11 protein-coding genes are annotated in these 15252 nt (G+C 46.6%); 6 read left to right on the top strand and 5 right to left on the bottom strand.

Annotation, left to right across the window (positions count from 1 at the left end; all coding sequences use genetic code 11):
* Positions 1-67: 67 nt before the first annotated feature.
* On the bottom strand, positions 68-373 hold the full coding sequence (gene cas2, locus ABC765_RS03960; protein WP_270648630.1) for a CRISPR-associated endonuclease Cas2: 306 nt from the start codon (positions 371-373) through the stop codon (positions 68-70).
* A 1-nt stretch (position 374) separates the two neighbouring features.
* On the bottom strand, positions 375-1283 hold the full coding sequence (gene cas1, locus ABC765_RS03955) for a type II CRISPR-associated endonuclease Cas1 (RefSeq protein WP_347980770.1): 909 nt from the start codon (positions 1281-1283) through the stop codon (positions 375-377).
* Between the two features lie 324 nt (positions 1284-1607).
* Between cas1 and ABC765_RS03950 the strand changes: the two genes are divergently transcribed.
* The 6 genes from ABC765_RS03950 (at position 1608) to ABC765_RS03925 (ending at position 10596) form a co-directional block, all read left to right on the top strand.
* On the top strand, positions 1608-1781 hold the full coding sequence (locus tag ABC765_RS03950) for a hypothetical protein (RefSeq protein ID WP_347980769.1): 174 nt from the start codon (positions 1608-1610) through the stop codon (positions 1779-1781).
* Positions 1781-3685 (top strand): site-specific DNA-methyltransferase, encoded by a 1905-nt coding sequence (locus ABC765_RS03945; RefSeq protein ID WP_347980768.1) that lies wholly within the window; start codon positions 1781-1783, stop codon positions 3683-3685. The genes ABC765_RS03950 and ABC765_RS03945 overlap by 1 nt, the downstream gene beginning before the upstream one ends.
* A 1-nt stretch (position 3686) precedes the next feature.
* Positions 3687-6701 carry a type III restriction-modification system endonuclease gene (locus tag ABC765_RS03940; protein ID WP_347980767.1) on the top strand — a complete coding sequence of 1005 codons (3015 nt, stop codon included), beginning with the start codon at positions 3687-3689 and terminating at the stop codon, positions 6699-6701.
* Entirely contained in the window at positions 6685-7974 is a 1290-nt protein-coding gene (locus ABC765_RS03935) for a hypothetical protein (RefSeq protein ID WP_347980766.1), read from the top strand. Before ABC765_RS03940 ends, ABC765_RS03935 begins: the two co-directional genes overlap by 17 nt.
* Positions 7958-9853: a DEAD/DEAH box helicase gene (locus tag ABC765_RS03930; protein ID WP_347980765.1), complete on the top strand. Its 1896-nt coding sequence runs from the start codon at positions 7958-7960 to the stop codon at positions 9851-9853. Before ABC765_RS03935 ends, ABC765_RS03930 begins: the two co-directional genes overlap by 17 nt.
* A gap of 134 nt (positions 9854-9987) precedes the next feature.
* Complete coding sequence (locus tag ABC765_RS03925) at positions 9988-10596, top strand: CPBP family intramembrane glutamic endopeptidase (protein ID WP_347980764.1); 609 nt, start codon at positions 9988-9990, stop codon at positions 10594-10596.
* A gap of 237 nt (positions 10597-10833) precedes the next feature.
* On the opposite strand, the gene ABC765_RS03920 is transcribed toward ABC765_RS03925, so the two are convergent.
* The 3 genes from ABC765_RS03920 to oxc form a co-directional block, all read right to left on the bottom strand.
* Positions 10834-12009, bottom strand: a complete 1176-nt coding sequence (locus ABC765_RS03920) for an AEC family transporter (protein ID WP_347980763.1) — start codon at positions 12007-12009, stop codon at positions 10834-10836.
* Positions 12010-12115: 106 nt separating this feature from the next.
* On the bottom strand, positions 12116-13456 hold the full coding sequence (gene frc / locus ABC765_RS03915) for a formyl-CoA transferase (RefSeq protein WP_347980762.1): 1341 nt from the start codon (positions 13454-13456) through the stop codon (positions 12116-12118).
* 18 nt (positions 13457-13474) lie between these two features.
* Positions 13475-15172 carry an oxalyl-CoA decarboxylase gene (oxc, locus tag ABC765_RS03910; protein WP_347980761.1) on the bottom strand — a complete coding sequence of 566 codons (1698 nt, stop codon included), beginning with the start codon at positions 15170-15172 and terminating at the stop codon, positions 13475-13477.
* Between the last annotated feature and the right edge of the window lie 80 nt (positions 15173-15252).

Below are 15252 nucleotides of genomic sequence, written 5' to 3'. Positions count from 1 at the left end.
TCTTTAACATCTATTTTAATAAAAATGACTAGGCAAATAAATACTAAAAAAGCGTTTTCTAATCACCTTAGAAAACTATCAAACGCGGCCGGCCAATCGTATAGTGGGGTGCATTTTTGCCTAGAATCGTAACTTGTTTATCGTTCACTTCATCTGGAAGCAAATAAAGCGTTATTAAACCGGCATCGGGAATTTCTTCATTCAATGTTTGAATCAATTTGTTTTTAGTATTGATTGACAGAACTTCTCGCTCATAGAGACTAAATTGCTTCATGGAAAATCCCAGCTCCACTAAGCGCTTACGATACAGATTTGCCTGTTTGCGTTCCTGCTTGGTATTGCGTGGCAAATCAAAGCTCAACAGCAGCACCAATTTAATCACCGCCTTCAATAAAGGTTGGCAGCTTGATTCTTCCCGAACTGCCAGCCTCAATACTTGAAACGAATGAATCGATAGTCAACTCAATAGCATCTTGCAGATACATCACATGATTATCGATAACGCATTTGTTCAATAAAACCTTGATAATGTTTTTTCGATCATCAGATTCCAAGGCTTCATGTTTGGTAGGCAAAATATTTTTAAAGACATAGTAATCAACAAATGGGCGATAAGGTTCAATAATATCATCAGACAAATTAAATGGGTTTTCAGTTGAGGCGTGATGGATACCAATACTAGGCTCGAATCCTTTTAATACCAGATTGCGCCTGATTAAAGCCCGCAGGATAGCATAACCATAGTTTAAACTGGCATTTTCTAAATCAGTGGTCCGTCCTCTTTTGAAGTCATCACCAAATAATTTTTTAAAATATAATCGAGCTGCACATGCTTCATTGTTATGCACATCATGATCAGTCACTGTCTTAGTCATAGATTTTAGAACCTCAGTCGATTCCTTTTCAGCGCCAATTTTTTCAAGGCAGACTGCTTGGTTGATGATTTTAGAAATAACGATTTTTCTCCATAGTCTTCCTTTAACTTTACTTGATGCCGAAAGTTGACATTTTAACCGTTCAAAGCGATTCTGCTGACCATATACAGATTCCAACACCGATAACGGCGAATGACCACGATCACAAAAAAGCAGCCCAATCTTATTATCTGCACATTTTTCAATTACTTTAGCCGACAAATAGCATTGTGAGTTATCAAAAATCAATATCTCAACATCCTCAAACGACAGATAGTGTTTCTCTTTCGTTTCAAGATTGGTTAATTTGAATCCATTATGTGTCACTGCGACAAAATATTTATTTTCTACATAGACAATGTTTTTCAATTAAACCATTCCCGACTATTTCTCATTCTCCCCCTACCACTTACCTTTAAGTTTAGCGCATTTTTTGAAACCGGATTCACTTAATTTGAAAATACTGAAAATCCTCAAGCGTGACTGATAATTACTTTTTTCTGTATATAACCCCCAGCTGTTTCGCAAAGCAATTGCAAATCAGCTGGGGGTTCAATTTAAAGGATAATTCTCCAAATCTTCTTAATTTTAGACTCTGACCTTTTATAGGCAGCAAGAACTGTTAAAATGGTTATGATATGCGTTTACAAACAACGCATCCATACTGGAAATATATTAAAAGAGGACAGAGATATGACTCAACTCAACTCAACTCAACTCAACTCAACTCAACTCAACTCAACTCACGCTGATTATGTAGATCAACGTTTTTTTGTCAAGCCATTTTATAAGGGATTTCTAGCCTTTTTTGCTGGAAATCTCTTTTTTAATGCCACTTTCTTCGCCTCAGCAAAGGAGGTGGCATAATGGAAACCGACAACCAACGATTCAATGCCACCGTGCAGCCCAATTCTGCCTTTTTGGCTGAACTCAAAGAAAAGCTGCCCGAATTCTTTACGCGGGAAAATTCTTTTGATCTGGAAAAATTCCAAGCGGCTTTAAAAGAAAAGAACGTTTCAGAACTGGGCGAAGGCTACCAGCTGAACTTTATCGGCAAGGACTATGCCCGCCGCCAAGCTGGTGAAATGCCAACTACGGTGATCGTTCCTGATGAAGACCAAAATAACGGCGCCGGCAAGAACAGTCAAAATCTCTTTTTCACTGGCGATAATCTTGAAGTGCTGCGTCATCTGCAAAACAACTATCAAAACAAGATTGACGTTATTTATATTGATCCGCCTTATAACACTGGCAGCGATGGCTTCGTCTACCCTGACAGCTTTGAATATTCTGATGACAAGCTTAAAGAAATGTTTGGCATGAATGATGATCAAGTCGCTCGATTAAAGAGTATTCAAGGTAAGGCAAGTCATTCCGCCTGGCTGACATTTATGTATCCAAGATTGGCACTGGCAAAAAGACTGTTAGCAAACGATGGTGTTATCTTTATTTCTATAGATGACAATGAACAAGCTGACTTACGCCTTATTTGCGATGAGATATTTGGAGAAGCAAATTTAATTTCTCAAATATGTCATAAATCACGAGCTTCCATTTCTAATGATAAAATTGTATCGAATAATCATAATCAAATACTACTTTACGCCAAAAATGAGAGGTTAGTTTTTGAGAATAGGAAACAAATTGGTACTACACCAAAACTTACTGGGTTTAATAGCCAAGATGAAAAAGGTAAATATAAATTAGTGCCAGTAGATGGACCTGGAGGAGCTAAAAAAGGAAATCCGTTTTATGAATTTTTAGGTGTGAGTGGTTATTGGAGATTTTCTAAAAAACGCATGCAAGAAATGTATAAACAAGGATTAATAGTTAAAACAGCAAATAATTTACAACAGAAATATTATTTATCAAAAGCTGAAAAATCAAGAAAAACTGTTGATTCATGGTGGGATGAAAAATTTTATACCTCCTCAGCAACTGCACAACTATCAAAACTTATGAACGGAAATTTCTTTGATACTCCTAAACCAGTTAGCTTGATAGCTAAAATGTTACAAATGTTTACATATTTTAACTCTCAAGCTACTATATTAGATTTCTTTGCTGGTTCTTCCACGACTGCCGATGCCGTCATGCAGCTTAATGCCGAAGATGGCGGGCATCGTAAATTCATCATGGTGCAGCTGCCTGAAAAAACCTATCATACCAACAGCGATGGTTCTGAAGTGCCGACTAAAGGTGGTAAGGCCGCCTATGAAGCAGGCTTCCGCTCCATTGACGAGATCTCGCGGGAACGCATCCGGCGCGCTGCTGCTAAGATCAAAGCCGACAACGAACTGACTCTGCCAGCTGATTTCGATGGCAGCTTCAAGCACTATCGCGTCGTCAAGCCCAGCCGCATGACGCTGGATCGGATTGAAGAATTTAAACCTGAAACCGATGAACTGGTGCTGGATACCGTCAACTCGTTCTCCAGTCAGACTTTAGGCGTTCCCGGCAATGCCAGCGGCGAACAGACAGTGTTGGCAACATGGCTGGCTAAAGATGGCTATCCATTTGATGTTGACGTCCAAAAAATCGATCTGGCCGGCTATCAAGGCAATCTGATCGAAAACAATCGGCTCTACTTAATTCGTGAAAACTGGAGCAGCAAGTGTACCGAAAAGCTGTTGAACCTGCTGGGCACGCATGCATTAAACCTGCAGGCCGTCGTAATTTTTGGCTACTCGTTTAATCTGAACGACCTCCGTGAACTGGAAAACGGCTTAAAGCAGCTTGATGGCAACGTCAGCTTGATCAAGAGGTACTAACATGAAAATTCAACTTGAAACCCTACCTCACCAAACCGCGGCACTAAAAGCCATCGACCAGGCCTTTCCAGGAATGGACGCCTATTCAAACGATCCAGATGCCAACTACATCTACGCTAATCCGCTGGTCAAGTACCGCTATCAGGAAAAAGCCAATATTGACGTCAAAATGGAGACTGGGACTGGGAAAACCTTTGTCTACACGCGCTTGATGTACGAGCTGCACCAAAAATACGGCCTCTTTAAGTTTGTGATTGCCGTACCCAGCCCCAGCATCAAAGAAGGAACCAAAAGCTTTATCACCAGCGACTATGCCAAGCAGTACTTCAGCCAGTTCTTTGAAAATACGCAGGTGCAGCTAAACGTCATCAATGCTGGTGATTTCAAGGCCAAGTCGGGGCGGCGCAACTTTCCGGCCCAGCTGATGGAATTTGTCGAAAGCACGCGGCAAAACGCCAACCAGATTCAAGTCCTGCTGATCAACGCCGGCATGCTGCATTCCAAGTCAATGCACCGCGACGACTATGATCAGACGCTTCTAGGCGGCGAGACATCCCCCGTCAAGGCGATTGCCGCCACCCGCCCCATCGTAATTATCGATGAGCCGCATCGTTTCCCCCGCGGTAAGAAGTTTTATGCCGACATTGAGGAATTAAAACCGCAGCTGATCTATCGTTTTGGGGCCACTTTTCCTGAAATTACAACAGGACGCGGCAAAAACAAGACTACCAAAATTGATTATTATCGGGACCGGCCGCAATATGATCTCAACGCCATTGACAGTTTCAATCAGGGACTGGTTAAGGGCATTGACGTTGACTATCCCGACATGTCTGAGCAGCAGGCCAGCGCCCGTTATCAAGTCAAGGCTGCTAAACCTAAGGAACTGATCCTGACGCGCAATGGCAAGGAGCATCGGATTGGCATCGGCGAGAATCTGGCCGACGTTGATCCAGGCTTTGCCGGCAACATCACCTATGAAGGCGGCACTGACCGCGAGCTTTCCAATGGGCTGGCACTGGCTAAGGACATGGAACTGATTCCCGGCACGTTTGCAGAATCATATCAAGATCAGATTCTTAACCAGGCTCTGGAATACCATTTCGCGGCTGAACAGCAGAACTTTCTGCGCCCCGAATCTGAAGCCAACGCCCCCCGCATCAAAACACTGTCATTATTCTTTATCGACAGTATCAGCAGTCTGCGGGGCGAAAACAACAGCAAGGGCTGGCTGGCCGCGCACTTTGAAAAGCTGCTCAAAGCCAAGCTGGTCAAACTGATTGACAAATATGATCTTGCCCTCAACGATCGCGAGCGCCAGTATCATGACTTTCTGCAGGCAACCCTGGCCAGCCTGCAGTCAGAGCATCAAGACGTTTACGCCGGCTACTTCAGTGAAGATCGCAACAGTTCTGATGATGACATTCAAGCCGAAGTCGACGATATCTTGAAAAACAAGGAAAAGCTGCTGAGCTTCAAGGACGAGCAAGGCAACTGGCTGACCCGCCGCTTCTTATTCTCCAAGTGGACGCTGCGGGAAGGCTGGGACAATCCCAACGTCTTTGTAATTGCCAAGCTGCGCACCTCGGGATCTGACATCAGCAAGATTCAAGAAGTTGGGCGGGGCTTGCGGCTGCCAGTTGATGAAACCGGCCATCGCCTAACGCAGGATGAATGGCCCAGCCGCCTTTCATTTTTGATTGGCTATGACGAAAAAGACTTCGCGGCCAAACTGGTTGGCGAGATCAACACGGATACGCCAATCAAGCTGAATCATGACGAACTCACAGACGAAATGGTCGAACTGATCGTCAAGGCCAAGCAGCAGACCAATCCAAAGCTGGATCCAAAATCAACCGCTAATGAAATCTACAATAATTTGGGGCAGCATGAAGTCATCTATTTTAATCACAACTTTAAAGCCAAAGTGGCGCTGAATGGTAAAACCATGTCGGGCTATGAGGCTTTCCTGCAGCTCTACCCTGAAGTTGAGCATCAGACCCTGGTAGCCAAGGATCGTGTCCGCGACCTCAAAAAGCGGCATGCCAGCACCAAGGTCAAGCTGCGCAAGGAAAACTGGAATCAGCTCAAGGATCTTTGGCAGCAGCTCTCAAAACGGCAGATGGTCAAATTTGACGATTCGATCAATCAGCTGGCCGAAGACGTGGCTCGCAACGTGTTCAGCGACCCTGACAAAAAGATCTTTGTCCTCGATCAGCCGCAGATCATTCATCAAACCATCAGTACCGATGCAGAAGGCGCCAAGCTGCAAGAAACACAGCAGGATTACCGCGCTGCCTATCGCACCATGAAGTATGGCAGTTTTCTTAAACAGCTCACTTTGCAGACAGATCTGCCGGTTCCCCTGCTGCATCGCTTAATGACCAACACCATGCGCGACCAGCTGAACAACGATCCCAACTACATCAATGAAAAGACGCTCAATAACCTAATCAAGACGTTCAATCGCAACTTCAACGAACGGATTCGGACACAGTATTCCTACGTTCCCCTAAAGTTTTCGGCGTCAACTTCAATCTATGATGCTCAAAAACAGGAATTCGTCGACGAGCTGCCGGCTGATCTGCTGGGCGTCTATTCAGCCGATGCCGTCGCCGATCCCAAATATCTTTATGACCGGCCGCCGCTGCGCTATGACAGTACCGATCCCGAACTGATGATTCTTAGACGAACCTACAGTAATCAGATTACCGTCTTTGGCAAGCTGCCGAAAAAAGCCATCAAGATTCCGCGCTTTGACAATGGAACCACCACCCCCGACTTCATTTTCAAGATCGATCAAACAGACGGCCAAACCGTTTATGCCGTGATCGAGACTAAGGCCGAGAATATGCGGCTGGGCGATGAGGAGATTCGCGTCATTCAGCAGAAGTACTTTGACCAGCTCCGCGAATCAGGCGTTTATTATCGGATGGCCACCAGCGAAGACGAGGTTCACGAACTAATCAGAAAAATTGAAAATAAGGAGATTTCAACCGATGACGTCACTCATTGATCTAGAAAAAGCCGGCAAAATTGAAAAGACCGGCGCGACCGTCAAACTGCCAACCAGGCTTAACAATCTGGGCACTGAGAATATGGATGTCTATCGCATTCCGCTTAAGTATCTGTACTATAACGACAAAAACGGCCGCATCTCAACGGCAATTGCTGGCTACCATGATGAACTCAATCCAGTCAACGATACAGTTGAGCCAGACTATAACGATTTCGTAGCCAAACTGATTGAACAAAACAATCCAGCCGCTTTAAAACGAACCCAAAAGTCGATCCAAGAATCTGGGCAGCGCATCTGCGGCTACGTACTTGAAGATGGTCGAATCGTTGATGGCAACCGACGCTACACTGCCTTACGCAATCTGCAAAAGGCGACCGGTAAAACCTACTACTTTGAAGCGGTAATTTTGCCTTTCTCATATGACAACCAAACCGACCGCTCCAAGATCAAGAAACTCGAGCTGGCAATTCAGATGGGCGTCGAAAAGCGCGAAGACTATGATCCAGTTGACCTCGCCGTTGACATCTACCAGACCACAACCGGCGATGATGCCATGATGACACTGGCTGATTATGTCAACGTTGCCAATATGAAGAAAAAAGAAGCTGAACGATACTATCAAGGTGCCGTTTACATGCGGGAATTTCTGAAGTTTATCGGTGCCGATGAAAACAACTATCACCTCATCAAAGAAAATCAAATCTGGTCGCCATTTTATGAAATGGGAAAATCACTGACCAATAATTTCGGTGATGATGACGACTCGCAGGTTCAAAAGAATGAAACCATGCATTCATACTTTGGCTTGATTCTGCATGACCTTCATGTTGGCGTAAGCGGTACGCCAGCCCGGACTCACATGCGCGATTTCACTCAAAATATCGTTAAATCGCCTAATCTAGACGAATTCAACGATGAAGTCAGCGATGCCGTCGAAGATCTGGCCGATACGCTGCAGGAATCGCCCATCAACAATACTACTGATTTGATGACTCAGCTGACTGAAGCCAATGATAACATCAGTCAATTCGGCGATACCTATGACACCTACATGCGGGATGCCAAAAACGGCGAATCGGTCGAAAAATTCATCAAGAGCATCAAAGATTCCGTTAAATACTATGAAGATCTGAACAATAATGGCGGTTTGGCCGGCACCTTGCGCTATGGCGAGATCAGCAGCGAGCAAATCAAAGAGCTGCAAGATTACATGCGTCACCTGAATATTTTAAGCAAGGAGCTTTTCAATAAGTATGCTGAGGAAAGATAATCCCGTTATCATCAAAAATGAACAAGGCCAGTTTCAATTAATTGATGATCCCAGCCACACTTTGGAAACTCTACCAGCCAAGCGAGCACTGCAGGTTCTGGCTCCTTACTTTGCTGATCCTGTCAAACGTGTCTTTAAACCTGATTTAACCTATGTCAGCCTGCTTGCCTTGATCAAAAAGCTGAATCATCGTCTCCAGCGTAAAGGCCTGCCGGAAGTTATCGTCAGTTCTCAGGTCGATCAGTATATCCAGGCCAAGCAGTACCACATCAAGGAACAAAGCGAAGCCGGCCTGACCATTAAAAATCGGGATTCACGCTGGCAGCCGGAATTTAATGCGTTCAAAAAGATCGTCGCCCAAGAGATCGCGCGGCCGCTAAAACCTGAACAGGAACGGGCCAGCTTCTTTTTGGCAATGATGAAAAAAGCGGCCAATTTCTCGGTTCCTGGCGCTGGCAAAACCGCCATGATGTATGGTACGTTTGCCTATCTTTCCAGTCCTGCGATCAATCAGGTCGATAAGCTGCTGGTAGTCTCGCCATTAAACGCTTTTGCGGCCTGGCGTACTGAATTTACTGCCGTTTTTGGCGCCAAAAGAAAACTGCACTATCTGAACCTGCGTGATCCACGACTGGTTAACGATCAAGGCGCCATCAAACGAGCCTGGCCGCGCGCCGATGTAATTACGATCAACTATGAATCGTTAAAGGGCAATCTGTGCGTTATCAATGAGCTGTTGGATTCCAGGACCATGCTGGTTTTCGATGAGGTTCACCGCGTCAAGGGGATCAATGGTCAAAGAGCCAGGGCTGCCCTGCATTTAAGTCAGGCTCCCTATTATCGCTACGTCTTAACGGGGACGCCGATTCCAAATGGTTTTCGCGACGTCTATAATTTCCTGCATCTAATGTATCCGGATGAATATAAATCGTTTTTCAACTGGAGCGTCAATGACCTTGAACGGATCGACTCCGACATCGTTAATCAAAAACTGGCTCCTTTTTTCTGGCGGACCAACAAAGAAGATCTGCACGTACCGAAGCCAGATGACGATATTATTCAAGCCGTTGCGCCTTCGCTTGCTCAATCCAAGCTGGCTGAGGCAATCTATGCCAATGAAAACGGTACTCTGGCAACGTTTGTACGCTTGCTGCAGGCTTCGACCAATCCTGAGCTTTTAAAATATAATCTCAATTATCGCGACTTGAATCTGTTAGACGCTGATTCGGCCAAATGGAGGCAGCATCAAAAGCGTCTGAGCAAAGAAAACATCAGCAGCGGCGAACCTTATCGCCAATACGATTTAGCCAGCATCCCAACGCCCAAGTTCGACCTGGGCATCAAACTGATTCGCAAACTGGTTGGACAAGGCAAAAAAGTGCTGGTCTGGGCAATGTTCATCGGCACGATGGAAAAAATTACGGCTGCGCTCAACCGGCTAGGCATCCGCACCACACTGATCTATGGCGCGACGCCCAAAGAAGAACGCGAAGGCTTAATCGATCAGTTTCGCAATGGCAACGTTCAAGTGCTGGTTACCAATCCCAACACGCTGGGCGAATCGATCTCTTTGCATCGGACCGTTCATGACGCGGTTTATTTTGAGTACAACTTTAATCTAACCTTCATGCTGCAGTCGCGTGATCGAATCAATCGTCTGGGACTGCCGGATAGTCAATATACCAGATACTATTACCTTATGACTAAAGGCGATGTTGCTCATGCCGGCTTCATTGACGAAAGGGTCTATCGGCGGCTCAAAGAAAAAGAACAGATCATGCTTGAGGCTATCGATGGTCAGCTCCTGGTTCCTGAATATCCTGACGACTACTTGGACGAGGTTAAAGCCATCATCACCGAGCAGCGTCAACGAAACTGATCATGTCTGGAAGCATTCTGAAACTTTTCGGTCACTTTGCACAAATAACGCCCGTAAATCTTTGCCACTGCGCCATTGTTTAGTTAACCAAAAATTGCTAAGCTAAAACTAACCAAATGAAAGGCGTGATCTGCATGCTACTGATCAACAAGCTGCTCAGTGCCGTCTTTGAGCTGCTGATTTTCTCACTACTGCCGGCTTGCTGGTGGCTAATTACTGCCCGCAAACAAATCTCTTTTGAGCAATGGATTGGTTTTAAAGCCATTCCCAAGGAGAAGCGCGCGAAAGTCTGGGGCTGGGCTAGTCTGACTTCTCTAGGCCTATTGCTGCTGTCGATCGTCCTGTTGAAAAACGTCGGTACTGCTCATACCGCCGTCAGCGACTTTACCAATCAAGGCTGGCGCGTACTGCCGGCGATTTTGGTCTACGCGGTCTTAGGAACGTCACTGCCAGAAGAGCTGCTGTTTCGAGGCTTTTTATTAAAGCGACTGGCAGCTCGTTTTGGCTTTGCAATCGGGAATCTGATTCAGGCATTGCTGTTTGGCTTGCTGCACAGCGTCATGTTTATTAATCAGCTAGGCCTGCTCAGCGCTCTCGGTATCGGCTGGTTTACGCTGCTGGTGGCTTGGCTGATGGGATTTATCAATGAAAAACCAGCTGCCGGCTCTATCTATCCCAGTTGGATGATTCATGCGTTGGCTAATTTCTTGACCGGTTTAAGCGTGGCTTTCGGTTTGCTTTAGCTTTGCCAAATCGGTCTTCAAAGCTGCAGTTTCACTGCCCATATCCGCTGTTTGGATTTATAAATTGAAAAAATCGCATCATCCTTGGCCAGACACTGGCTGAGAATGGTGCGATCTTTATTTGTGGTATTTTTTCTACTATTGTATAGGAGTTATAAGTAAATTCGTTTCAAAAAATATATCGAGGAAGAAAGTTTGACCGAGAATAGAGTATCAATAGTTTTATCGCAATCCAGCTTAGAAGTGTGCAGCCAAAATCGGCAGCAGCCAGATCCAGAAGATGCAGGTAGCGGCAAACGCAACCGTTGAGATTGCCACCGAACTGGCCCCTTCTTTCACATAAATGTTGTAGCGGCTGGAAATAATGATCCCTGAAAATGCAGGTGGCAGGGCATTTGCCATGCAAAGCATCGAGATCTTGGTTGGGTCAGAGCCCATACCGCAAAGATAAGCAACCAAAACAATGATTGCCGGCGTTAAAAGCAAGCGATAGAAAGTGTTCCAAAGCGATTCCTTGTCAATTGAGAACTTAACCGTCGACAGCGACAGACCAGCTGCCAATACGGCGACCCCAGAATTGGCCTTGGCAATCAAATCAAAGCTGGGCGCAAATGATGCGGGAATCTTGATCCCAAGCAGCACCAGGATCACGGCTAAAAGCGGTGCCGCGGCAACTGGCTGTTTAATGGCATTAAGAATTGCCGCCATCGTTGAGTTGCTGGTTTCTTTCTTTCCGCGCCCCTCATGGTTTGAGAATTCAGCTCTCGCCAGATCAATTTCACGAATAATGCCTTTTTCGCGCAATGCCTTGGCTTCCGCATCAGTAACTGGGATCCCATCGGCAATAGTTACTTCTTTTTCTTGAACCGGTGCCAATTCATCTGCTTTTTGCGGCAGCTTGATCTTGACCTTTTCGCCACCCGTCTTAGCCGCCTTGGCTCGAGCAGCTGCCTGTCCTTTGTTGATCAAGGCCAGCCCAATTGGAATCGTAACCGCATTGACCACGATTGATACGATCCCAATGACCAGATTGGTGCTGGCATTATTGCCATAGATTGGATCCAGCACCGCAAAGCCCAGAAAACCAATCGTTGGCGAACCGGCAATCATAGCACAGATTGCGGCTTCCTGCGTAGTACGGTGAAACATCAGCTTGTCTAAGAAGTAACTAAGCAGAAACAGACCGGTAACGCCAAAAATCGAAATCAGCGTCAGAACGATATCCTTGGCAAACATTGCCCGCGTTGCACTAACGATCGAAATAAACAGAGCCGCTGGCAGCGCAATATTGAGCACCAGTTTGTTGAGCCCCTGTCTTTGGTCATCGTCAAAGAACGAGAACTCGCCGCACAGATATCCCAGAATCATGATTACCAAAATTGGAACAATATCATTTACCAATATCTTTTCCATAATCGACCCCTCCAATTTTCTCTTTAGCCGACCAGACTCATAAAAAGGGTGAGATGATCAGTGAAAGCTCATCATCCCACCCAAGTCTGTTCAAAATCGGCTTGGCTTATTCGCCCTTGATGACTTCGCGCCGTGGGTTCTTAGGGCCGCGTGCCTTGGAGATGACGCCTTTTGCAACCAGGTCATTGATTTCATCGGCATCATAGCCCAGAGCAGAAAGCACTTCAACGTTGTTTTCGCCCAGGTCAGGTGCCCGCTTGTAATCTGGCTTATAGTTGCTCAGCGTAAATGGCATCCCAATCGTCTTGAAATTGCCACGGTTGCCACCTTGGTCAATCGTGACGATCGTGCCATCCTCGTTTAAGTCCGGATCATTTTCCAATTCGTGCCAATCAATGACTGGTCCGACGGGAATTCCAGCCTCGCCAAGCTTTTGCGTCAATTCATATTTGTCGTATTGCTTGGTGTAGGATTCGATCAATGGGTAGATCTCCTCTTTGTGCAGTTGACGGTGTTCCCAATCAGAGAAGCGCTCATCGTCAATCCATTCTGGGTGACCCATCGTATTGGCGATAGCAGCCCAGCTCTTGTTGGAGTCTTGGATCACGATGTAGACATAGGCATTTGGATCGGTTTCCCAGCCCTTAGCCTTGTAGGTCCAGCCAATTACCTGACCGCCTTCCGTGTTTTCAGCCCGTGGTACGGCCTTACCCCACTTGTAGTTAGGGTAGACGGCATAGTGTGGCAGCGCCCCCAGGTTATCCAGCATGATCTGGTCACGCAGCTTGATCCGGCAAAGGTTCATAACCGCGTTTTGCATTGACTGGTAGACCAGTGTTCCTTCGCCAGTCCGTTCCCGCTGCATCAAAGCGGCCAGAATCCCAATGGTCAGGTGCATGCCTGAGTTGGAGTCACCTAAAGCTGCGGCAGACTGCGTTGGCACATTGGCAGCCCCTTTGTTCCAGCCAGTCGTTGAAGCCGCGCCACCAGCAGACTGGGCAACTGGTTCGTAGGCCTTGACGTCAGCAAAGCGTGATCCTTGGTTAAAGCCTTTCAGTGAGGCCATGATCAGACGTGGATTCAATTTGTGCACGTCTTCCCAGCCAAAGCCGGCCCGATCAGCAGCTCCTGGGCGAACGTTTTCAACAAATACGTCAGCCTTTTTAAGCAGGTCCGTCATGATCTGTTTGCCTTCAGGAGTCTTGATGTTCAGCGTCAAAGACTTCTTGTTGGCGTTCAGCTGCAAGTAGTAGAGACTCCAGGAATCCTGAATATCCAACAGTTGATTACGGGTTGGGTCACCGGTATCCGGCCGTTCAACCTTGATCACCTCAGCGCCCAGCCATGCCAACAGCTGCGTGCATGAAGGCCCAGATTGCACCTGCGTCCAGTCAACGACTTTGATTCCCTTTAATGGTGCGTATTCATTCGTCTTTTCTTCAACCATAATTATCTGCCCCTTTCACTACTTTTCCAGGTCCAGCTTTGGATTCAAGTTGCCAATGTGACCCGATTCCTTACCCATGGATGGGTCGATCTGGACGTTGATAATGTTTGGCCGCTTGGATTCAACCGCCTTTGCAAAGATAACCTTCATTTCCTGATAGCTGCTTACAAAGTAGCTGTCACCGCCAAATGCCTTAGCAATGTATTCATATCTTGCCTGAGCATCCAGCATTGTTGGGCCTGGCTGATCAGCAACTTCACGGTCCGTCCCATTGTAGATCCCACCATTGTTAATTACGACGACGGTAATCGGCAGGTGATAGCGGCAGATGGTTTCCATTTCCATGCCATCAAAACCAAACGCACTGTCGCCTTCCAAAGCAACGACTGGCTTGCCGGTTTCAACAGCCGTGGCAATCGCATAGCCCAAACCGACGCCCATGACGCCCCACGTACCGGTGTCCAGACGGTGACGCGGCAGTTTCATGTCAACCATGTTCCGGCCAATGTCCAACGTGTTTGCACCCTCAGAAACCAGGTAGGCATCAGGATGCTGCAGGAAGTACTCTTTGATTGGTTCCAGCGCGCCATAGTAGCCAAACTTGGCATTGGTTTCGCCCGCTTCAACACGTTTCGCAAACTTAGCCACGTTTTCATCAACTTTTGCCTTGATTGCATCCAACCATACGCTTGGCGCGTGGTAGTCAGTCTTTTCCAGTGCTGGTACCAACTTGGCCAGGATTGAGTTCAAGTCACCCTGCAATGGGGCATCGATCTTCTGGTTGGAGTCAAATTCAGTTGCTTCGATTTCCAGCTGAACGAACTTGGCGTTAGGGTTGAAGGTTGGTGCTGCACCGTGCGAAAGCATCCAGTTAAGCCGTGCGCCGATCAGAATTACCACATCGGCGCCGCTCAATGAAAGCGAACGAGCAGCAGCGGCGGAATGCTTGTCTTCATCTGAAATCAAGCCTTTTGCCATCGACATCGGCAAGAATGGAATGTCCGTGTCAGCAACCAGTTTTTGTACTAGTTCTTCACTTTGCGCATAGGCTGCGCCCTTGCCAAGAATGATCAGTGGTTTTTGCGCACCCTTGATCACTTTGACGGCCCGCTCAATTGCCTCATCGCTTGGGGCTTGTTTAGGTGCTGGATCAACGACTTCATAAATTCCGGCATCTTCACCATTGACGACCTCAATCTGTTGACCAATCACATCCGCTGGCAGATCAAGATAAACTCCACCAGGACGACCAGACAATGCCGTTCTGACTGCTCTGGCAACAGCCAACCCCATGTCCTGAGCACGATCGACTCGATAGGCGGCCTTACAGAATGGCTTGGCAACATTGTATTGATCTAAACCTTCATAATCGCCTTGGTCAAGATCAATAATGTGACGTTCCGATGAACCGGAAATCATAATCAATGGGAAGCAGTTCTTAGTGGCCTGTGCCAAGGCCGTCAACCCATTTAAAAATCCAGGCGCGGAAACGGTTAGGGCCACGCCAGGTTTTTGCGTCAGATAGCCGGCGGCAGCAGCAGCATCAACGGCAGCGTCTTCACGCCGAAAACCGAAGTATTTCATGCCGCGCAACTGAGCCAGACGCGCAAAATCAGTCACTGGAATGCCAACGACCCCATAAATATTTTTCAAACCATTTTTTTGCAGCGCATCGATCAAAAGGTCGGCACCAGTTTTCATTGATTCATTTGCCATAAGCTTTCGCCTTCATTCATTAGATTTTTAAAATAGAACTGTGAAAAACTACATTAAGCGATTTATGCAAAACTGTTGAC

The sequence above is a fragment of the Limosilactobacillus sp. WILCCON 0051 genome (genome assembly GCF_039955095.1).
Taxonomy (GTDB): Bacteria; Bacillota; Bacilli; order Lactobacillales; family Lactobacillaceae; genus Limosilactobacillus; species Limosilactobacillus allomucosae.
This window is presented reverse-complemented; position numbering and strand designations above follow the sequence as displayed.

Excerpts from the sequence above, each read along its gene's own strand:
- ABC765_RS03950 (WP_347980769.1), top strand. The coding sequence starts at position 1,608 with ATGACTCAACTCAACTCAACTCAACTCAACTCAACTCAACTCAACTCA.
- ABC765_RS03945 (WP_347980768.1), top strand. The coding sequence starts at position 1,781 with ATGGAAACCGACAACCAACGATTCAATGCCACCGTGCAGCCCAATTCT.
- ABC765_RS03940 (WP_347980767.1), top strand. The coding sequence starts at position 3,687 with ATGAAAATTCAACTTGAAACCCTACCTCACCAAACCGCGGCACTAAAA.
- ABC765_RS03935 (WP_347980766.1), top strand. The coding sequence starts at position 6,685 with ATGACGTCACTCATTGATCTAGAAAAAGCCGGCAAAATTGAAAAGACC.
- ABC765_RS03930 (WP_347980765.1), top strand. The coding sequence starts at position 7,958 with ATGCTGAGGAAAGATAATCCCGTTATCATCAAAAATGAACAAGGCCAG.
- ABC765_RS03925 (WP_347980764.1), top strand. The coding sequence starts at position 9,988 with ATGCTACTGATCAACAAGCTGCTCAGTGCCGTCTTTGAGCTGCTGATT.
- ABC765_RS03920 (WP_347980763.1), bottom strand. The coding sequence starts at position 12,009 with ATGGAAAAGATATTGGTAAATGATATTGTTCCAATTTTGGTAATCATG.
- frc (WP_347980762.1), bottom strand. The coding sequence starts at position 13,456 with ATGGTTGAAGAAAAGACGAATGAATACGCACCATTAAAGGGAATCAAA.
- oxc (WP_347980761.1), bottom strand. The coding sequence starts at position 15,172 with ATGGCAAATGAATCAATGAAAACTGGTGCCGACCTTTTGATCGATGCG.